The sequence below is a fragment of the Streptomyces sp. NPDC020780 genome (assembly GCF_044334475.1).
GTDB lineage: Bacteria > Actinomycetota > Actinomycetes > Streptomycetales > Streptomycetaceae > Streptomyces.
In genome coordinates this window covers 177,028-197,130 of record NZ_JBIRTB010000013.1, presented here as the reverse complement: position 1 = coordinate 197,130, position 20,103 = coordinate 177,028, and the positions used below count along the sequence as shown (strand labels likewise).

Annotated in this window: 19 protein-coding genes; 18 read left to right on the top strand and 1 reads right to left on the bottom strand. The window is 72.1% G+C overall.

Annotated features, from left to right (window positions below):
- Positions 1 to 138: 138 nt before the first annotated feature.
- From ACH4VO_RS24740 to ACH4VO_RS24665, 16 genes are all read left to right on the top strand, one after another.
- Positions 139 to 963, top strand: coding sequence for an alpha/beta hydrolase (locus ACH4VO_RS24740; RefSeq protein ID WP_360991437.1), 825 nt, complete (start codon positions 139 to 141; stop codon positions 961 to 963).
- A gap of 15 nt (positions 964 to 978) precedes the next feature.
- Positions 979 to 1,980 (top strand): hypothetical protein, encoded by a 1,002-nt coding sequence (locus tag ACH4VO_RS24735; RefSeq protein ID WP_360991434.1) that lies wholly within the window; start codon positions 979 to 981, stop codon positions 1,978 to 1,980.
- Between the two features lie 60 nt (positions 1,981 to 2,040).
- Entirely contained in the window at positions 2,041 to 2,757 is a 717-nt protein-coding gene (locus ACH4VO_RS24730) for a DsbA family protein (RefSeq protein ID WP_360991431.1), read from the top strand.
- Between the two features lie 139 nt (positions 2,758 to 2,896).
- Entirely contained in the window at positions 2,897 to 4,645 is a 1,749-nt protein-coding gene (locus ACH4VO_RS24725) for an NAD(P)/FAD-dependent oxidoreductase (protein ID WP_360991428.1), read from the top strand.
- A gap of 109 nt (positions 4,646 to 4,754) precedes the next feature.
- Positions 4,755 to 5,009 (top strand): acyl carrier protein, encoded by a 255-nt coding sequence (locus ACH4VO_RS24720; protein ID WP_360991425.1) that lies wholly within the window; start codon positions 4,755 to 4,757, stop codon positions 5,007 to 5,009.
- Between the two features lie 377 nt (positions 5,010 to 5,386).
- Positions 5,387 to 6,643: a beta-ketoacyl synthase gene (locus ACH4VO_RS24715; protein WP_069171841.1), complete on the top strand. Its 1,257-nt coding sequence runs from the start codon at positions 5,387 to 5,389 to the stop codon at positions 6,641 to 6,643.
- Positions 6,640 to 7,776, top strand: coding sequence for a beta-ketoacyl synthase N-terminal-like domain-containing protein (locus ACH4VO_RS24710; protein ID WP_360991422.1), 1,137 nt, complete (start codon positions 6,640 to 6,642; stop codon positions 7,774 to 7,776). Before ACH4VO_RS24715 ends, ACH4VO_RS24710 begins: the two co-directional genes overlap by 4 nt.
- Positions 7,773 to 8,723 (top strand): beta-ketoacyl synthase N-terminal-like domain-containing protein, encoded by a 951-nt coding sequence (locus tag ACH4VO_RS24705; protein WP_360991419.1) that lies wholly within the window; start codon positions 7,773 to 7,775, stop codon positions 8,721 to 8,723. The genes ACH4VO_RS24710 and ACH4VO_RS24705 overlap by 4 nt, the downstream gene beginning before the upstream one ends.
- A gap of 16 nt (positions 8,724 to 8,739) precedes the next feature.
- Positions 8,740 to 9,879, top strand: a complete 1,140-nt coding sequence (locus tag ACH4VO_RS24700; protein WP_360991416.1) for a beta-ketoacyl synthase N-terminal-like domain-containing protein — start codon at positions 8,740 to 8,742, stop codon at positions 9,877 to 9,879.
- A gap of 33 nt (positions 9,880 to 9,912) precedes the next feature.
- Complete coding sequence (locus tag ACH4VO_RS24695) at positions 9,913 to 10,176, top strand: acyl carrier protein (protein WP_360991413.1); 264 nt, start codon at positions 9,913 to 9,915, stop codon at positions 10,174 to 10,176.
- On the top strand, positions 10,173 to 10,571 hold the full coding sequence (locus ACH4VO_RS24690; RefSeq protein WP_360991410.1) for a hypothetical protein: 399 nt from the start codon (positions 10,173 to 10,175) through the stop codon (positions 10,569 to 10,571). The genes ACH4VO_RS24695 and ACH4VO_RS24690 overlap by 4 nt, the downstream gene beginning before the upstream one ends.
- The gene (locus tag ACH4VO_RS24685) at positions 10,568 to 11,086 is read left to right on the top strand and encodes a beta-hydroxyacyl-ACP dehydratase (protein ID WP_360991408.1); all 519 of its coding nucleotides are present in this window, start codon (positions 10,568 to 10,570) and stop codon (positions 11,084 to 11,086) included. The genes ACH4VO_RS24690 and ACH4VO_RS24685 overlap by 4 nt, the downstream gene beginning before the upstream one ends.
- Entirely contained in the window at positions 11,083 to 11,832 is a 750-nt protein-coding gene (gene fabG, locus ACH4VO_RS24680) for a 3-oxoacyl-[acyl-carrier-protein] reductase (RefSeq protein ID WP_360991404.1), read from the top strand. The genes ACH4VO_RS24685 and fabG overlap by 4 nt, the downstream gene beginning before the upstream one ends.
- A 201-nt stretch (positions 11,833 to 12,033) precedes the next feature.
- Positions 12,034 to 12,465 (top strand): YbaK/EbsC family protein, encoded by a 432-nt coding sequence (locus tag ACH4VO_RS24675; protein WP_360991485.1) that lies wholly within the window; start codon positions 12,034 to 12,036, stop codon positions 12,463 to 12,465.
- Between the two features lie 178 nt (positions 12,466 to 12,643).
- Complete coding sequence (locus ACH4VO_RS24670; protein WP_360991482.1) at positions 12,644 to 13,585, top strand: ATP-binding cassette domain-containing protein; 942 nt, start codon at positions 12,644 to 12,646, stop codon at positions 13,583 to 13,585.
- A gap of 37 nt (positions 13,586 to 13,622) precedes the next feature.
- Positions 13,623 to 14,468 (top strand): ABC transporter permease, encoded by an 846-nt coding sequence (locus tag ACH4VO_RS24665; RefSeq protein WP_079159582.1) that lies wholly within the window; start codon positions 13,623 to 13,625, stop codon positions 14,466 to 14,468.
- An 83-nt stretch (positions 14,469 to 14,551) separates the two neighbouring features.
- Here ACH4VO_RS24665 and ACH4VO_RS24660 read toward each other — a convergent pair whose 3' ends face one another.
- Positions 14,552 to 16,513 carry an AarF/UbiB family protein gene (locus tag ACH4VO_RS24660; protein WP_360991401.1) on the bottom strand — a complete coding sequence of 654 codons (1,962 nt, stop codon included), beginning with the start codon at positions 16,511 to 16,513 and terminating at the stop codon, positions 14,552 to 14,554.
- A 627-nt stretch (positions 16,514 to 17,140) separates the two neighbouring features.
- Between ACH4VO_RS24660 and ACH4VO_RS24655 the strand changes: the two genes are divergently transcribed.
- Positions 17,141 to 18,067, top strand: a complete 927-nt coding sequence (locus tag ACH4VO_RS24655; RefSeq protein WP_398441375.1) for a LuxR C-terminal-related transcriptional regulator — start codon at positions 17,141 to 17,143, stop codon at positions 18,065 to 18,067.
- Positions 18,068 to 18,655: 588 nt separating this feature from the next.
- Positions 18,656 to 20,020, top strand: a complete 1,365-nt coding sequence (locus ACH4VO_RS24650) for an aspartate aminotransferase family protein (RefSeq protein WP_360991396.1) — start codon at positions 18,656 to 18,658, stop codon at positions 20,018 to 20,020.
- The last annotated feature ends 83 nt before the right edge of the window (positions 20,021 to 20,103 follow it).

The window sequence follows — 20,103 nt, the reverse complement described above, 5'->3', positions numbered from 1 at the left end:
GGACGGACCGCCGAGAACGGACCGTCCGTCCGTCGGACGAGGTCGGTGGCTTCCGCGGGCGATCACCGGCCGGCTGTCGGTACGGGCCGTCCTCCCCGCTGTCCCTGTGGTCTTCCCCATCCTTCGAAGGGCTTTCCGGTGCTCCGAAACAGCGATGTCGAGCCGCTCGTGCTCCGACGGCGAGGTGTGCCCGCGCAGGCGGACCACCGAGCGCTGCTGTTGCACGGCCTCGGCAGCGGCGAGAACTGCTGGGACCCCTTCGTCGCGCACCAACCCCCGGGACTCGACCTGTGGACCGCCGGGCTGCCCTGGCGGGCCGGCGGCCCGTACGCGGTGACCGAGCGGGACGAGAAGGCATGGGTCCGGGAGGCGATCGACCGGGTCCCGGGCGGCCCCGGGGTGGTGATCGCGCACTCCTACGCCACGATCCTGCTGCTCGCCCTGCTGTCCGACACGGCCGACGCCGGGGTGGACCCGCGGGAGCGGTTCGGCATCAGCGGCGTGGTGCTCGTCTCCCCGTTCTTCCGCCAGGACCCGGCCGACTTCACCTGGAGCCAGCTGCCGAGGACGCTCGACGCCATGCGCCACAGCGCCGACGAGTACATCCGGCTCACGGCCCGGGACCGCCTGAAGCCGGACGTGCGGGCCGACATGGCCGAGCTCGCCTGCGCGCGGCTCGGCCCCTACTGGGCGGTCCGCTACCTCGACGCCTACCTGCGCACGCCCTTCCTGGCCACCGGCCGGATCGACCTGCCCGTGCACATCGTCATCGGCACCGGCGACACGGTCGCACCGCCGGCCGAGGGCGAGGCCCTCGCCCGCGCGCTGGGCCACGCCTCGGTCGAACGGATCGAGGACTGCGGCCACTCGCCGATGACCGAGCGGCCCGAGCGGTTCGCACGCGCTGTCCAGCAATTCCTCACCACCCTGCCGGCCGGGCACCCCCCGGCGGCGGTCAACTGAGTACGGGAGCACACGATGACCACCCTGTCCGACGTCGCGCTCAAGAAGCTGCTGAACGAACCGAGTTCGGTCACCATGCGGCCGCCCTACGAGGGCGGCAACATCAACACCGCCATCGGGTTCAAGTGCGTCAACTACCTGCTCGAGGCCGCCGTCCTCGACCACTTCCGGGCCGTCGGCCTCGGCGCCCAGGAGCTGTTCCTCGTCCACGGCGTCAACTTCGACGTGGCCGGCCTGGACACCCGGCTGCACACGGTGCTCATGCTCGACGACGACGTCCTGCTGGAAGTGACGCCGAAGACGAAGGACACCGACACCGCGATGGTCTTCGCGGTCACCGCCACCGTCGAGCGCGACGGCGCGCCGAAGAAGGCCGTCAGCTCCAAGCTGCGGGTCCTGCTGCGCCGCGACACCAACGTCGACGACCCGCAGCCGCTGCCCGCGGAGCTGCGCCGCTTCGTCGTCGACCGGCTCGCCACCGAGACACCCACGGCGCTCGCCGCGACCCCGTCCGACGACTTCGCAGGCGCCCTGCACCGCGGGGAGAACAGCGACACGGACCCGGTGCTCGCCGAGATCATCGGTGACGACAACGCGGTCGGCTGGAAGTGGCGGGTCCCGTACTACTACTGCCACTTCACCGAGCGCATGCAGATGTCGGGCTACCTGCGGCAGATGGAGGAGGCGAAGCACGTCTTCGTCGCCTCGCGCGGCATCAGCATCAAGCGGATGCTCGACGAGCGCGGCTGGATCCCCGTCGTGACCCAGTGCAAGATCCACTTCACGGACGAGACGGTCATGGAGGAGGACCTCTACACCGTCTACACCGTGGAGTCCATCTTCAAGGACATGCTCTACACCTCCCGCGTGGACTTCTACGTCGTGCGGAACGGCGAGCTCGTCCGGACCGCCACCGGCTCGATCACCCACGGCTACTGCCACAAGGAGTCGCCGGACGCCGAGTGGCAGATGACCGTCTTCGACGACGAGGTCCTGCGCGCCCTGCGCGGCGAGTGACCGAGACGCCCCCCGTCCCGGACATCCACGCCCCGGACGACCGAGCCCCGGAGGAACCCCATGGCTAAACGCCCACCGCGTTGGTACTTCTCCCTGCGCAGCCCGTACTCCTGGTTCGCCTACCGCGATCTCATGGCCACCCACCCGGAGGTCCTCGACGCCATCGAGTGGCTGCCGTTCTGGGAGCCGGACGAGGAGACCGCGAGGCTGCTGGCCGAGGAGGGGGTCACCCTTCCGATCGTCGCCATGAGCCGGGCGAAGAACTTCTACATCCTGCAGGACACCCGCAGGCTCGCCACCGAGCGCGGACTGGCCGAGATCACCTGGCCCATCGACCGCGAGCCGTGCTGGGAGGTCGCCCACCTCGCCTGGATAGCGGCCGAGGACGAGGGCCGGGGCAAGGACTTCGTGGCGGCGGCGTACCGCGCCCGCTGGCAGGAGGGCAAGAACATCTCCGAGCCCGAGGTGATCGCGGACATCGCGCGGGAGCTGGGCCTGGACGCCGTACGGCTGTCCACCGCGGCCCAGGACGCGGACCTGCGCAAGCGGGGCGCGGCCCTGCTCGCCGAGTCGGCGCACGACGGCCTGTTCGGTGTGCCGTTCTTCATCACCGGCCGGGACAAGTTCTGGGGCGTCGACCGCGTCGCGCCCTTCGTCCAGGCACTGCGCGGTGCCGGACTGCCCGTCGCCGGGAAGACCGACGTCCCGGACCCGGCGACCCACGCCGGCCTGCTGGCGGCCGGCGGCGACGCGGGCCACGCCGGCGGCTGCGGCTGATACCGGCCGGTGGCCGCGGCACGGAACGCGGCCACCGGCCTCGGAGCCTGTCGGTGACCTGGGCTCGACCGGAGGTCACCCGCAGGCTCTCAGGCGAAGTACCGAAGAAGCATCCGCGGAACGCGACGAGGAGACGACTGTGGACAGCAACCCCTACGACACCGCCACCGGCGGCGCCGCACGGCGCCCGGCCGGTGGCGGCAGCTGGGACGCCGTCGTGGTCGGTGCCGGCCTGGGCGGTCTGACCACCGCCGCCTACCTGGCGGCCGCCGGCCGGCGCGTCCTCGTGCTGGAGCAGTTCTCGGTGGTGGGCGGGAACAGCCACGTCTTCCGCAGGAAGCGCCGCTACGAGTTCGACGTCGGGGTCCACTACCTCGGTGACTGCGCCCCCGGCGGAGTCATCCCGTCCATCCTGGGCGGACTCGGGCTCGGCGACCGGACCGAGTTCCTGGAGATGGACCGCGGCGGCTTCGACCTCATCAGGGTGCCGGGCGCCTCCGTGGACATGCCGGCCGGCTGGTCCGCGTACCGGGAGCGGCTCGTCGCCGCGATGCCGGACGAGGCGGAGGGGCTGCGCACCTTCACCGGGATCTGCGAGGCCGTCGGCGAGGAACAGCGCTTGGCACTGTTCGAGTCGCACACCTGGTCGCCCGCGGACATCGCGAACGGCACCGTCGCTGTCCGGGAGTGGGGCCGGCGCACGCTGGACGACCTGTTCCAGCACTGCGGCCTCTCGCCGAAGGCGCGTACGGTGCTCGCGGCACAGGCCCCCAACTACGGCCTGACACCGCGTCAGGCGACCGTGGCCCGGCACACCAGCGTCACCGACCACTACCTCCGCGGCGCCTACTACCCGGCCGGCGGTGGCCAGACGCTGGCCGCGGGCCTGGTCGAGGTCATCGAGGCGCACGGGGGAGAGGTCCGTACCCGCGCCCGGGTGCGGCGCATCCTGGTGGAGGACCGCAAGGTCACGGGCGTCGGTCTGGACGGCGGCGAGACGATCACCGCCGGCCTGGTGGTGTCCAACGCCGACTACCGCCGCACCGTGCTCGACCTGGTCGGCGCCGAGCACTTCTCGAAGTCCCTCGCCAACCGGACCAGGAACGCCAGCATGGGTATGCCCTGGCTGGTGCTCTACCTCGGTCTCGACACGGACCTGCGCGACCGGCCGAACGCCAACCTGTGGTGGTACGACACCGACGACATCGACGGCTACTTCGACCGGGCCCGCGCCGGTGACATAGGCGAAGTCCCCTTCCTCTTCTGCTCGTTCGCCTCGCTGAAGGACCCGGGCAACGGCGCTCTGTGCCCACCGGGCCACGCCAACCTCCAGGTCATGACGCTCTGTCCGCCCGACTACGAGTGGTGGGGCGCCGCCGACGGGATCGAGGGTGACAGCACCTCCTACCGGCGCGACGCGCAGTACCTGCGCCGCAAGCGGGAACTCACCGAGGCCACCCTCCGCGCGGCGGAGAAGGCCATCGGCCCGCTGCGGGGCCACATCACGCACCTGGAGGCGGCGACCCCGCTGACCCACGAGCGGTACACCCTCTCCTCCGGCGGCACCCCCTTCGGCATGGCCGAATGGGGCGGCACGGCCCGGCCGGGCACGGCGACCCACATCGCCGGCCTGCACGTGGTCGGCGCCAGCACCCAGGCGGGCAACGGTGTCGCGGGCGTCATGCTCGGCGGCATCTCGTGCGCCTCCGACATTCTCGGCCGTCCGCTGCTCGCGCTCGGCCGGCAGGGAGTGGTGTCCGGCGACCCGGACCTGCTCCCCGACCGGCCGGACGGCTGGGACCCGAGGGAGGTCTGCCGGGGCGCTTCCCGGCGGGCCCGCCCGGGCTCCGGCACAGCGGCCCGGGAACCGGCCGGCACGCCCGGCTGAGATCGGGCGGTACGCGGGTCACCGCCCGCGTACCGCCGAGCGGTAACCGATGAACACCCCTGCATCACGTCAAGCATTCACCATCTCTGAAGAACTGAGAGTGATTCCCATGAGCGCGACCATCGTCGAGCAGCAGGCCAGCATCAAGGAGATCGTCTGCGACATCCTCGAGCTCGAGGAGGACGAGGTGACCAACGAGGGTCTCTTCAAGGAGGAGTACGGCGCGGACTCGCTGCGCGCCATCGAGATCCTCGCGGGCCTCGAGAAGGAGTTCAAGATCACGATCGACCAGTCCGAGCTGGAGCGGATGGTCAACCTCGACGGCGTCTACGCCGTGGTCCAGGAGTCGATCGACGCCAAGTAGAGCGGTTCCGTCACCCCTGGTGGACCGGCGCACGCGCCGGACGCGACGTACCGCACGGCACGGCGACGCCCGCACCCGCGGGCGGCGTACCGCACCGCACTGCACCGCGAGGGAGCACCCGCACATTTGGGCGTTCCGGCAGCGCGGAGCGGAGCCGCGACGGCCGTCGGGCCCCCGCCAGGGCCGTACGGGACCGGTGGGCGGGCCGCCGGCCGAGAGCGGGCGCGGGGGAGCGGGCGACACCGCCGGCTCCCCCGCCGCCCCGGCACACCACCCGGCCCGACCGTCCGATGCTTCCCCCCGCCCCCCTTTCCGTGGCGACCCGTGGTGACCCCGCGGGGTCCCCGCGGTGAACCAGGCCGTACCGAGGGAGATAGATGTCTGACAGCCTTTCTGACGCGATGCGCGACGACGCGGCGTCCCGGGTCGTGCTGACCGGGTTCGGCGTGTTCTCCAGCATCGGTGTCGGAGCCGATGAGTTCGCCGAGGGCCTGCGCGCGGGCCGCAGCGGCGCCAAGCCGATCACCCTGTTCGACACCGAGGGTTTCGCCCATGCCAACGGGTGCGAGATCACGGGGGCCGAGCCGGAGCGCTGGATCCACAACCTGCCCGTGGAGACCCTGGGCCGGGCGACGACGTTCTCGGTCGCCGCGGCCCGCATGGCCGTCGAGGCCGCCGGGGTCGACCTCGAGGAACTGCGCGCCCAGCGCGGCATGATCTCGATCGGCACCACCGACGGTGAGTCCTACGACCTCGACCAGCTGGTCGGGACGGAGGTCGCCTCCGGGCCCGCCGCCATGGACCCCACCGTCGCCCGCCGGGTCTCCCCGAACCGGCTGTCCATCGCCGCAGCCCAGGAACTGGGGCTGTCGAACGTCGACGCGGTGACCATCGCCACCGCCTGCTCGGCCGGCAACTACGCCATCGGCCAGGGCTTCGACGCCATCCGCTCCGGCGCCGTCGACTACGCGCTCTGCGGCGGCGCGGACGCCATGTGCCGCAAGACGTTCACCGGTTTCTACCGACTCGGCACCATCGCCCCCGACGTCTGCCGCCCCTTCGACTCCGAGCGCAAGGGCATCCTGACCGGCGAGGGCGCGGGCGTCCTGATGCTGGAGAGCCTCGCCTCCGCACAGGCGCGCGGTGCCCGCATCTACGCCGAGGTGCTCGGCTACGGGATGAACTGCGACGCCTACCACCAGGTCGCGCCCAACCAGGCGAGCGTCGCCCGGTGCATGGAGATCGCCCTGGAGAACGCCGGTGTGAAGGAGTCGGAGGTCGACCTGATCTCCGCCCACGGCACCGGGACCAAGGCCAACGACGTCACCGAGTCCCGCGCGATCCACGACGTGTTCGGCGACACGCCGCCGCGCACCGTGTCGCTGAAGTCGATGCTCGGCCACACCATGGGCGCCGCCAGCGCGCTCGCCGCGATCGCCTGCGCCCTGTCGGCGTACCACGGCTTCATCCCGCCGACCATCAACCACCGCGAGACCGACCCCGAGTGCGAGATCGACTGCGTGCCCAACGAGTCCGTCGAGGCGGACCTGCGCATCGTGCAGAACAACGGGCTCGCCTTCGGCGGCAACAACGCGATCGTGATCCTCGGCAAGTACCAGGACGGTGAGCGGTGAGGCTGCCCATCACCGGAATCGGTGCGGTCGCGAGCATCGGCCGGGACGCGGAGGAGATCTTCCGGAACCTCTGCGCCGGGCGCGGTGGCCTCGGGCCGATGCGCGGATTCGACCACGACCTGTACACCGGCACCCAGCTCTTCGAGATCGACGACCGGCCCGAGCCGGGAGTGGACCGCACCCTGCGCGCCACCGGATTCCTGCTGGACGCCGTCGGCCAGGCGGCCCGGGACGCCGGACTCGGCGACGACCTGTCGGACTGCCCGGTGCTCGTCGGCACCGGCCTGCGCGAGCTGCGCTCCGCCGAGCTGTGGTGGCGCGACGGGGTGTCCTTCGGCCCCGAGCGGCTCCACTTCGGCACCGCCCTGCGCGAACGGTTCGGCACCGCCGACACGCACACCTTCTCCAACGCGTGTTCGGCCTCGCTCTACGCACTGGCCCTGGGCGCGGACATGCTGGCGCTCGGCGAGGCCGACACCGTGATCGTCGCGGGAGTCGACTCGATCACCGAGAGCATGTTCGGCCTGGCCGACCGGGTCCAGCCGGAGCCGCCCGGCGCGCTGCGGACCCTGGACGTCCACCGCAAGGGCACGATCCTGGGCGACGGCGCGGCCGCCGTCGTCCTGCGCCGCGAGGACCTTCCGTCGGACGGCGCGCTGTGGGGCATGCTCCGCGGCGTCGGGATGACCTGCGACGCCAAGCACCCCACCGCCCCCGACCAGAAGTACGTCGCAGAGGCGATCCGCCAGGCGCACCGGCACGCGGGCACCAAGCCCGCCGACATCGACCTGCTGATGCTGCACGGCACGGGCACGCCCCTCAACGACCTGGTCGAGGCTTCCGCGTACGCCGAGGTCTTCGGCGCCGACGCGGGCGTACCGGTGGTGACCGGCATCAAGCCGATGACCGGCCACACCAGCGGTTCGGCGGGTGTGCTGAGCCTGGTCACCGCCCTGCAGGTGATGGCGACGGGCAAGGTCCCGCCGCTGATCGGGCTGGAACAGCCGATCGAGGAGGCCGCCGGCCTCCGGCTGGTCCGCGGCCAGGAGGCCGAGCACCAGGTCTCGCTGGCGCAGGTACACGGGTTCGGATTCGGCGGGATCAACGCCGTGGCGATTGTCGAGGCACCATGAGCATCTTTGTCACAGGCGTCGGGGTCGCCCTGCCCGGCGCCGACTCGGCGGCCGCGCTGGTGGCCGCCACGTCCCCCGTGGGCTCCGTGGACCCCGCCGAGGTCCTCGGGAAGAAGGGCCTGCGCTACAAGGACCGCGCGACCCAGCTCGGACTCGTCGCGGGCCTGCGTGTGCTGACCGACGCGGGGCTGTGGCGTGACGGTGCGCTGACCGTCGACGGCAACCGGGTGGCGGTCCTCGTGAGCTCCAACCTGGGCAACGTGGACACGGCCTGCCGCGTGGCCAGGACCATCGCGGACGAGGGCACCCGCGGGCTGAGCCCGATGGACACCCCGAACGCCTCCAGCAACATCATCGCCTCCGAGGTCGCGATCAAGTTCGGGCTGCACGGTCCCAACCTGATGGTGTGCAACGGGCCGGGCTCCGGCCTCGACGCGCTGCGCTGGGGCGCCGCCCTGCTCCGCTCCGGCCGTGCCGACCAGGCGGTCGTGATCGGCGTGGAGCCCGACAACGAGATCGTGCGCGAGTTCGTCGGCGGCCCGGTGGCCGACGGGGGTGCGGCGCTCGTGCTGGAGCGCTCCGAGGCCGCCGAGGCCCGCGGGGCCACGGTCCACGCGGTGATCGGCGGGCACACCCGGGTGGCCGGCCTGGCCTCCGGGTACGAACGGCTCGCCGCCGCCGAACCCACCCCGCCGACCGCCTGGTTCGCCTCCGGCGCCGCGGCCGGGGCGCTGCCCGCCGAACTGCCGGGCCACGACCTCTCCGCGATCTGGGGCGAGCTGTCCGGGGCGCTGGGCCTCGTGCAGGCCGCGGCGGCGATCGGCGGCTTCCGAGCCGGCGCGCACGGCCCGGTGTGCCTGGTCGCGGGCAGCGACGACGACGACGGCAGCGCAGCGCTGGTTCTGCGGCCGCCCGCCCCGGCGGCTCTCGAGCCGGGCGCGGCCTGAACGAGATATCGGCCCCATGGACACTGAGCAGGACGGAATGACCATGACCTATTCGGCGAGGGCGACCGCGACCCTCAACAGGCCGGTGATCACCGCATGGTCCGCGGTGTCGCCGTACGGCATCGGCAAGGACGACTTCGCGGCCGGCGTGCTGGCCCGGAAGAGCGCCACGTCCGCACTGGACGCCGACGTGTGGGCGGCACCGGACGACCGGGCCTGCCTGGTCCCCGGTTTCGAACTCCGCGAGGTCCTCGGCAAGAAGGGCACCCGGTCCATGGACCGGGTGACCGGGCTGGCCGTCACCGCGGTCCGGGACCTGCTGCGGGACTGCGAGGGCAAGCGCAAGGGCGGCGACGAGGAGACCGCCCTGGTGCTCGGCACGACCACCGGCAGCGCCCAGAGCATGATGGACTTCACCCGCGCCTCCCTGGTCGGAGACCGGCCCTTCTACGTCGACCCCTCGCTCATGCCGAACGCGGTGATGAACTGCGCCGCCGGCCAGTGCGCCATCTGGCACCGGCTCAAGGGCCCGAACACCACGATCGCCGGGGGCCGGGTCGCCGGACTCTCCGCGCTGAGCTATGCGGCCGGTCTCCTGCGGACGGGCCGCGCCGAGACCGTGCTGTGCGGCGCGGCCGAGGAGTTCTCGAACGCGCGGGCGTGGCTGGACCACCACCGGCGGAACGAGGACGCCGCCGGTGCGCTGCTCGGCGAGGGATGCGCCATGTTCATGCTCGAATCCGCGTCGGACGTCGGGCAGGGCGACGCGCTGGCCGAGGTACTGGCCGTGGAGTCGCGGGTGTACTTCGACACGGGGCTGCGCCCGGTGCTGGACGCCTGCCTCGACGGAGTGCTGACGCGGGCGGGTGTCGACGCGAAGGACGTGTGGGCGGTCTCGGCCTCCGGACTCGCCGGCCACGCCGGGGACGAGGAGCGCCGTGCGCTCACCGCCCGCTTCGGTGCGGACGCCCTGGACCGGGCCCCGTCCCTGGACGGTGTCGGAGACACCTCCGGAGCCTCCGCCGCGTTCCAGATCGGCTCCCTGCTGAGCACCGCCGGCCGGGGGGAGAGGCCTGCGGGCAGCCTTGCGGTCGTCTCCTCGGTGGACGACGACGGCATCGTCGCCTGCGCCGTGCTCCGCCTCCTCGCCGACTGACCGGACAACCTGCGCGCAACCGGAAGGAAGAGCATGACAATCGACGCGGTGGCCCGGCTCGATCGCGAAGAGCTGCGGACGTTGCTGGCCGAGACCATCGACGCCGACGTGTCCGACGTCGGGGACGACACGGACTTCGTGGAGTCGCTCGGGGTCGATTCGCTGATGGCCCTGGAGGTCGTCGTCGTACTCGAACGCACGTACGGCATCAAGTTCACCGAGCAGGAGATGCGCACGGTGCGGACGCTGAACAGCGCCTACGACGAGGTGCTGCGCAAGCTGACGGAGCGTCCGTGACCACCGCGGTCCTGGCCCGCCCGGAGGCGGTGCGGGAGCCGGCCCACGACCCCGGCACGGGGAAGTGGTCGGCCCGGTACTCGGTGGCGATCGGCGCGGACGAACCCGTCTTCGCCGGACACTACCCGGACTTCCCGATCCTCCCCGGCGTGTGCGTGCTGGAGTGCGTGCGCACCGCCGCGGAGGCCTCCGTACCGCCCGACGCGGCCGGACTCCGGCTCGCCGCGGTCGAGTCCGGCCGCTTCCTGGCCGCGGTCCACCCGGGCGACGTACTGGACATCGAGCTCGTCTGGGAGGCGCGCGACGCCGGCTGGCGCTGCAGCGCCAAGGTGGCGACCGGCCGGGGCCCCGCCGCCTCGGCCCGCCTCCACTACCGGCGCGAGGCGGCGGCGTGACCGGCCCCGCGGCCGTACGCGCCGCGCTGCCCCACCGCTACCCGATGCTCCTGGTCGACCGGATCCTCACGGCCGATGCCGACGAGATCCGGTCCGTCAAGGCGGTCACGCTCAACGAACCGTGGTACGCGCGGCTCGGGGCCGCGCCCGCGGAGGCGGACTTCGCCTACCCGGACTTCCTGCTGCTCGAGTCCTGGACCCAGACCGCGGGCCTGCTGGCCACGCGGTCGGGCGAAGGCCCCGCCGAGGGCCGGACCATGCTGTTCGGCTCGCTGCGGGACGTGGAGTTCCACCGGCGGGTGTTCCCCGGCGACGTGCTCGAGCACCACGTCCGGCTGCAGCGCGCGGTGAACGACACGCTGGTCCTCGAAGGCGTCAGCAGATGCGGCGGCGAGCCGGTGCTGACCATCGGCTCCGTCACCGTGGCCTTCCGCCCGCAAGAACAACTCGACCCCGAACACGCCGCCCGGAACAGCGCCCCGCTGACCGGCAGCCGGCCAGGAGACACGTCATGACAGACGACAACGGAGCCCGCGTAGCCCTGGTGAGCGGGGGATCGCGCGGCATCGGCCGGGCCGTCGTCCTGCGGCTCGCCGCCGAGGGCCACGACGTCAGTTTCTGCTACCAGTCCAACGAGCAGGCCGCCCTGGCCCTGGAGAAGGAGGCGGGCGAGCTCGGCGTGCGCACCCTGGCGGTACGGGTCGACGTCACCGACGCCGCGTCCGTCAAGGAATGGGTGGCCAGGACGGAGGCCGAACTCGGCGCCGTGGAGGTGGTGGTCTGCTCCGCCGGCATCACCCGCGACAACCCGCTGCTGCTGATGTCCGACGAGGACTGGCACAGCGTCCTGGACACCAATCTCGACGGCGTCTACCACGTGAACCGCGCGGTGATCTTCGAGATGATGAAGCGGAAGTCCGGCACGATCATCAACGTGTCCTCCGTCGCCGGCGTCTACGGCAACGCGACGCAGTCGAACTACTCCGCGTCCAAGGCGGGCATCATCGGCTTCACCAAGGCGCTCGCCAAGGAGGTCGGCCGCTACGGCATCCGTGCCAACGCGGTGGCGCCCGGTTTCATCGAGACCGACATGACCGCCGAACTCACCGACAAGGTGAAGAAGGACGCGGCCAAGCAGATCCCGCTGCGCCGCTTCGGCCGGGCCGAGGAGGTCGCCGACCTCGTCGCCTTCCTCGCGGGCGACCGCGCCGGCTACATCACCGGGTCGGTCCTCCAGATCGACGGCGGCATCACCATATGAGTCCCGGCCGGGTGTGACGTGACGGCGACCGGACACCCTCCCGGCCGTGCGGGCGCGGCCGCGCCCGCCGTCCGGTACCACGCCGCACCGGACGAACCGCGCGGCGCGGTACCGGACGACCTGGACGGCGCCGTGCCGGACGGCCGGACCGCCTACGTGCGGCTGCGGGAGCTGGCGGACCTGCACGGCGCCGCCTACCGGATGATCGCGCACGCGCCGGAGGGCCGTACCGAGGCCGCCAGCGCGCTGCGCGGGCACGCGCTGGCACAGAGCGCCAAGTCCCTGGTCGTGGCGGCCCGTCCGACCAAGCGGACCTGCCGGTACGTACTGGCCGTCGTGCCGGGCGACCGGCGCGTCGACCTCGGCCGGATCGCGGAGCTCGCCGGCGGACGCAAGGCCGGCTTCGCGGCCCGCGACACCGCGGAGCGGCTGGCCGGCTCGGTCAGCGGCTCCATCATCCCCTTCTCCTTCCACCCCGAACTCGAGCTGATCGTCGACGAGGACCTGCTCCGCCACGACGTGCTGTATTTCAACGCCGCCCGGCTCGACCTGTCGATGGCACTGCCCACCGACGACTACGTGCGCATGGCCCGCCCGCGCACGGCCCGGATCAGCGAGGCCCCGGCCGGCTGACCCACCGGGGCGCCGGAGAGATCCGGGTTTCCGCAACCTGCAGCGCCCCGGTTCCGGCCGCCCCACGGTTTTACGATCGCCACCCGGCGGCGGTGGCTTTTCCGAGCACACATCCGAACCGGGGCCAGCCATCGGGCCACCGGAAACAGCAACGGAGGCCGAGCACGTGGCCAAACCCATGATTCAGGCAGTCGACGTAGTCAAGTCCTTCGGTGACGTGAAGGCGCTGAACGGAGTCAGCCTCTCGGTTCCCGAGGGGTCGATCCACGGTCTGCTCGGCCACAACGGCGCCGGCAAGACCACCCTCGTGCACATCCTCTCGACCCTGCTGGAGCCGACCGGCGGCACCGCACGGGTCTGCGGCTACGACGTGACCGCAGAAGCGGAGGAAGTCCGCCGCTGCATCGGCCTCACCGGGCAGTTCGCCTCGGTGGACGAGCAGCTCAACGGGCGGGAGAACCTCGCGCTGGTCGCCCGCCTGCTGGGCGCGAGCCGACGGCAGGCCCTTGCCCGCGCGAACGAACTCCTGGAGCTGTTCGAGTTGACCGACGCGGCGACGCGTCCGGTGCTCCAGTACTCGGGAGGCATGCGCAGGCGCCTGGACATCGCCGCCAGCCTCGTCGGCGGACCCCGGGTCATCTTCCTCGACGAACCGACGACCGGACTCGACCCCAACGCCCGGATCGGCGTGTGGGAGACCATCGAGCGGCTCGCCAAGGACGGCACCGCCGTGCTCCTCACCACCCAGTACCTCGAGGAGGCCGACCGCCTCTGCGAGCAGATCACCGTGCTCTCCGCGGGAAGCGTGGTCGCCGGCGGCAACCCGGCCGAGCTCAAGGCCGAGGTCGGCCAGCGCCTGGTGACCGTGACGCTGGCGACGCGGTCCGACATGGAGGCCGCGGTGCGCGCCCTGGAGGCGGCCGGCATCCGGGCGACACCGCAGGAGTCGGGGACGGCGCTCAGCGCCCCGGTGGCGGCAGCCGCGGACCTCGCGGTCGTCGTACGCATCCTCAGTGACGCGCACACCGAGATCGCCGAACTCGCTTTCTCCGAACCGACCCTGGACGACGTCTACCTGAAGCTCACCCATGAGCCCGGCAGGACACCGGTGCCCGCGTGACCGTCCCGATCCCCCTCACCGAAGAAGGAGCGTCCCGATGACGGTCATCGACGCCGAAGCCACACCCCGCCCGACCACCCGGCCGACCCTGAGCGTGTCCGAGGAGTGGGGCGGCAGCAACCTGCTGACCCAGACCCTCGCCCTGACGGGCCGTTCCGTGCGGCCCTACCTGCAGCCCGGCGTGCTCATCGTGACGTTCATCGAGCCGCTGGTCATGCTGCTGATGTTCGGCGGCGTGCTGCGCGCCCTCGGCGACACCGTCGCCCCCCAGGGGAGCGACCTGTCGTACATCGCCGGGCTGGCCCCCGCGATCATGATCATCACCTCGGTCGCAGCCGGTGCCCAGGCCGGGAACGGGCTCATCAACGATCTGCGCAACGACGTGATCACCCGTTTCCACACGATGCCGATCTCCCGGTTCAGCGTGCTGCTCGCCCGGAGCCTCGCGGACGCCGCGCGGTCCCTCTACCAGCTGATCGCCGTGGCCGTCCTGGCCGCCCTGATCTTCGGCTTCAACCCGCCCGGCGGGATTCTCGGTGTCGTCGGCTCGATCCTCCTGAGCCTGTTCGTCGGCTGGTCCATGAGCTGGATCTTCATCGCGCTGGCCGCCGTGCTGCGCAACGGTGACGTCCTGCGCATGATCACCACGCTCTGCACCTTCCCGCTGCTCTTCGCCTCCAACGCGTTCGTCTCCCCGGAGTCGATGCCGGTCTGGCTGCGGGTCGTCGCCGAGGCGAACCCCATCTCGTACGCCAACGACGCGATGCGGAGCATGGTCGCCGGGCAGGCCTCGCTCACGGAGCTGCTCACCACCGTGGGCGTCTCCTGCGTCCTGGTGGCCGTGTGCGCGCCGATCGCGAACCGCTCCTTCAAGGTGCTGTGACCCACGGACGCGTCACCCCCTGACCGGTACCGACCGCCCGCGGCCGGGAGGCGCACACCGCGCCTCCCGGCCGTCGCGCGTGCTCAGTGCCGGCCCCGGGAGATGGAGAAGACCACCCGCAGCACCAGGATGAAGCTGACCACCAGCAGGTTGTAACCGATCAGCTGGCTCAGCGAGACGGACCCGATGACCGTCGGCTTGCCGTCGATGCTCAGAAGTACCGCGCCGACCAGGGCGATGACCCCGCCGAGGAACGTCAGCAGCACGTCGTGGACCAGACCGCGCACGAAGCGCCGGTCCCGCTCGTCCGCCAGCAGCCGTATGCGGACCCCCAGCCGGCCGCCCTCCACCGCGCTGCTGATCCTGTCCACCCGCCGCGGCAGCCGGCGCAGCACCGAGGTGAGCGAGAGCGCCTCCTCGATCAGTGATTCCTTGACCCGCTCGTAGCTCAGTTGCTCGCGCACCCGCGCGGCGGCGAACGTACGCGCCTGCGCGACGATGTCGAAGTCCGCCACGAGCCGTTCGACGGTGCCCTCCACGGTGGCCAGGGCACGGAAGGTGGCGGCCACCTCCGGCGGGACGGTCAGACCGTGCTGGGCGACGAGCAGGAACAGCTCGGAGAACATGTCGCGGTGCGGGGTGCTCCCGGGGCTCAGGTACCGCGCCATGAACCGCCCCAGCGCCCGCTCCAGTTGCCTCTCGTCGAGCTGCTCCGGACGGTCGACGACCTCCAGGAGCGCGTCGCTGAGCGCCGCGGGATCGTTGCGGTGCAGGGCGAGCAGCAGGTCCTGCAGCGCGGAGCGCATCCTCCGGTCGAGCCGGCCCACCGAACCGAAGTCGAGCAGCCCGAGCTCGCCGCTGCTCAGCAGGAGCACGTTGCCGGGGTGCGGGTCGGCGTGGAACACCCCGCCGAGGATGATCTGTTCGAGGATGCAGTCGAGCAGCTGCTCGGCGAGCTTCGTACCGTCCAGCCCGCGTTCGGCGATCGTCTCCCTGGCGGAACTGAGGGGAACGCCGTGCAGCCGCTCCAGGGTCAGCACCCGCCTGCTGCTGTGTGCCTCGTACACGCGCGGTGTGCGGATCGCGCAGACGGATCCCGACGCCTCGGCCGCGGCGGTGATCGCGGCCATGTTGCGGGCCTCGGTCCGGAAGTCAAGCTCCTCGTGGAGCGAGACGGCGAAACCGTTCATCAGCTCACCGAGGCCCATGCTCCTCGCCCAGCTCGTGTGCTCCTCCAGCTTGCGGCTGAGCCGGAAGAGGATGTCCAGATCGCGCTCCACGACCTGCCCGGCGCCGGGACGCTGGATCTTCACCGCGACCTCCTGACCGTCCATCAGCCGGGCCCGGTGCACCTGGGCCATCGATCCGGCAGCCAGGGGCTTCGGGTCGAACTCGCTGAACACGAGATCCGGTTCGCGGCCCAGCTCCTCGGTGAGCAGTTCCCGTACCCGGACCCAGGGTTCCGCCGCGGCCTGGTGGTGGAGGCGGGAGAACTCTTCGACGTACTCGGCGGGGAGCAGGTCGTAGCGGGTGGAGAGCATCTGCCCGAGCTTGACGAACGTCGCGCCCGCCTCCTCCAGCGCCCGCCGCAGTTGCTGCGCGGAGTGCCGGCGTCCGGCGGCCGTCCCCTTCGCCGAGCCGGCTCGGGAGAGGCCGCGCAGCGAGGGGGAGAGGCCGTTGCGCATGGCTATGGCGCTGAGTTCCGCGTAACGGCGCGTCCGCACCACGCGGCGGCGCAGCACCCCGGGCAGCCGCACCAGGTCGGACAGCGTGCTGCTGGGCAGCATGACCTCCGAGGCCGCCAGGAAGATCATCGTCACCAGGATGCCGCAGCCCACCTGCACGGAGGTCATCGCCGGCCGGTGGCTGCTCGGCCCCATGGCCGAGATGATCTGCATCGTGGCCAGCACACCCACGGTGCCGGCGAGCGCGGCACGTATTTTGCCGATCCTGATGCCGAGCAGGCGCCGGGCGCCCATGGAGAGGCCGGCCAGGGTGAACACGAAGAGGACGGGTATCAGGATCAGGAACGCTGTGTGCTGCATGGGGGGAGCCTTTCCCGGACCGGAGTCCATGTGGGGTGCGGGTGCGGGCCGTTCAGCCGCCGGGCCGGGCCGGCCGGCTGGTGGGCTGTGCCGCTCTCCCGGCGCCGGCGGCCATTGTCCGGGGCTGCGGAGAAACCTCTCCACCCGGCCCCGGTACAGGAAACCGCAGAAGTGGACGAGGTGAGGTCCCTGGCAAGAACGTGCAGATGCCGTCACGCCGGGAACCGGACGGACACCTGCCCGCCCGTGCGCCCCGCGTCGGCCGTCCTGGCCGCCGGACCGGGTGCCGGCGAGGGGCGCGGAGGGAGGCCCGCACCCGGCCCGCGCCCCGTGGGCCACCGGCCCCGGCGCCTGCAAGGCGTTTCTCTCCCCTTGGCCGGAACCGGGCTCTTCGCTTCGGGATGCGACGGCGCCGACGCCGCATGATGCATGACCGGTTGTGCCGTGTACCCGGCCGTGGGAGAGGGGAACCCGCGTGGCCGTGGCACCAAGCTGTCGAAATCGGTTCTCGAACATACGGACTGTGCTGGAGGCGGCCTAAGTTGACCACGTCAAGGGGGCGCGGTTCTGCCCGGAAGAAGCAACTGCCGAGAGGTTGACGTGGCTGATACGGGGATCGGTTTGGATGTGCGGTCGGAGCTTGTCTACCGCACGCTGCTCCAGCGTGCGGCGTGGCGGACCCGGGAGTTGGCGCACACGCTCGCGTGGCCGGCGGACCAGGTGACGAGGGTGCTCGACGCGCTGCGCGCCGACGGCCTCGCGAGTGCCTCCGGAGAGGACGGGACGGCGTACCGGGCGGTGGAGCCGTGCATAGCCCTGCCGACGCTGCTGGCCTCCCGGATGCGTGAGGGCCGCTCGCCGCAGCCCTGCCCGGTACGGATCGGCCGGTTCATCGCCCTGCACGAGCAGGCGGAACGTTTCGGGGACACCGGCGAGGGTGGCGAGAACCGCCACGACGCGTCCGTCATGATCGAGCGGCTGGTCGCCAAGGTCGAGCGCGAGGTCGTCTTCCTCGTCCCCCACTACCGTCAGGGCGGCTTCGAGTTCTCGCGCCCCGTCGTGGACATGGCGCTGCGGCGTGGCGCGAAGCTCCGGGCGGTGTGGGCCTCTTCGGTCATCAAGGCGCCGGGCGCCATGGCCCACGCCCAGTGGCTGACGCAGGAGGGCGCCGCGCTGCGCTCGGTGGGCACCCTTCCGCCGCGCGCGGTGATCATCGACAACGCGGTCGCCGTGGTCGTCGACGAGAACGGGGCGATCCGCGTCGTACGGTCCGCGGCGGAACTGGAGCGGCTGAGCGCCCTCGCCGAGCGGTTCTGGGACCGCGGGGCGACCGTACGGCAGACGGGGCGGCAGCCCGTCGCCCCGACCCGCCGCCCCCGCTCGGAGATCGTCCTGCGTCTCCTGTCCGAGGGCCTCACGGATGATGCGATCGCCCGGCGGCTGGGGTGCAGCGTCCGCACCGTACGCAACGACGTGGCCTCCGCCATGGAGGCACTTGACGCGCGTAGCCGCTTCCAGGCCGGGGCCCGCGCCATGCAGGTCGGCCTGATCTGACCGCCCGTCCGCAGCGGGCGACGCGCCGCCTCCCCGGCGCTCCGCTGCCGGGCCGTGGGCCGGAGACGGCCTCCGCGCACGGCCCCCGGGTCCCGCAGGTCCGCCGCGGCCGGTTCGGCGGCCCTGCCGCTCACCGGCACCGGCCCCTCACGGGCCCCCGGCCTTCCGTCCGGGTGGCCGAGGGGATGCCCCGGTGCCCGGGGCTCTCGCCCCCGCACCGCCGGCGGCCTCGCCGGTAGCCCACATACCGGCGTCCTCCCACCGGGCGTACCCGGTGTCACAGCTCCCTCGCGGCACAGAGCCCTTTCGTAACCGTGCGGTGTCCGCTCACCGCTCACCGCTCACCGCTTACGGCTCACCGCTCACCGCTTACGGCTCACCGCTCACCGCTCGGCCCCGCGTCCGGCCGTGGAGCCGCCCCCGCACGACCGGGCCGCCGCCGCCCCTCCCCCGGAGGGGCGGGTGACCGGCCGGCCGAGGCCCGGGGCCCGGGAGGCGGGCGCGGGCCCGACACCCTGCCGAGCCCAGCGCCCCAGGACATACACAGTGGCCATGGAGCGCCGCCGCATCACCGCCTACGCTCGCCGCATGACCCCTCATGCCCCGTACGTCGACCCCGCCGCCGGTGCGGCCGTGAAGGCCGCCGACCGCGCGCACGTGTTCCACTCCTGGTCCGCCCAGGGCCTGATCGACCCGCTCGCCGTGGCCGGCGCCGAGGGGGCCCACTTCTGGGACTACGACGGCAACCGCTACCTCGACTTCACCAGCGGTCTCGTCTTCACCAACATCGGCTACCAGCACCCCACCGTCGTCGCCGCGGTCCAGGAACAGGCGGGCAGGCTCATCACCTTCGCCCCCGCGTTCGCCGTCGAGGCGCGCTCCGAGGCCGCACGCCTCATCGCCGAGCGCACCCCGGGCGACCTGGACAAGATCTTCTTCACCAACGGCGGTGCCGAGGCCGTCGAGAACGCCGTCCGCATGGCCCGGCTGCACACCGGACGTACGAAGGTGCTCTCCGCCTACCGCTCGTACCACGGCGCCACCTCCACCGCGATCAACCTCACCGGCGACCCGCGCCGCTGGGCGAACGACAACGGATCGGCGGGCGTCGTCCGCTTCTGGACGCCGTTCCTCTACCGCTCGCCGTTCCACGCGAGCACCGAGGCCGAGGAGTGCGCCCGCGCACTCCAGCACCTGGAGGACACCCTCGCCTTCGAGGGGCCGTCGACCGTCGCCGCCGTCGTCCTGGAGACCGTGCCCGGCACGGCCGGCATCATGAACCCGCCGCCCGGCTACCTGGCGGGCGTGCGCGAGATCTGCGACCGGTACGGGATCGTCTTCGTCCTCGACGAGGTGATGGCCGGTTTCGGGCGTACCGGGAAGTGGTTCGCCGCCGACCACCACGGCGTCGTACCGGACCTCATGACCTTCGCGAAGGGCGTCAACTCCGGCTACGTACCGCTCGGGGGCGTCGCCATCAACGCCGAGATCGCCGCGACCTTCGAGTCCCGCCCGTACCCCGGCGGGCTCACCTACTCCGGGCACCCGCTGGCCTGCGCCGCCGCCGTCGCCACGATCGGGGTGATGGAGGACGAGAAGATCGTCCAGAGCGCTGCCCACCTCGGTGAGCACGTCCTCGGTCCCGGGCTGCGGGAGCTCGCCGCGCGCCACCCGTCCGTCGGCGAGGTCCGGGGCCTCGGCGCCTTCTGGGCGCTGGAACTGGTCCGCGACCGGGAGACCCGCGAACCGCTGGTCCCCTACAACGCGACCGGCGAGGCCAACGCCCCGATGGCCGCCTTCGCGGCCGCCTGCAAGAAGAACGGCCTGTGGCCCTTCGTGAACATGAACCGCACCCACGTCGTCCCCGCCTGCAACATCACCGAGGCGGAGGCCAAGGAGGGCCTGGCCGCCCTGGACGTGGCACTCTCGGCCGCCGACGAGCACACCGTGTAGCAGCCGCCGGCGCCCGGCCCGACGCCCCCACCCGTGCCCGGAACCGGGCACACCCCCCTGGCTTAAGGTGACCCAAGCCGAGA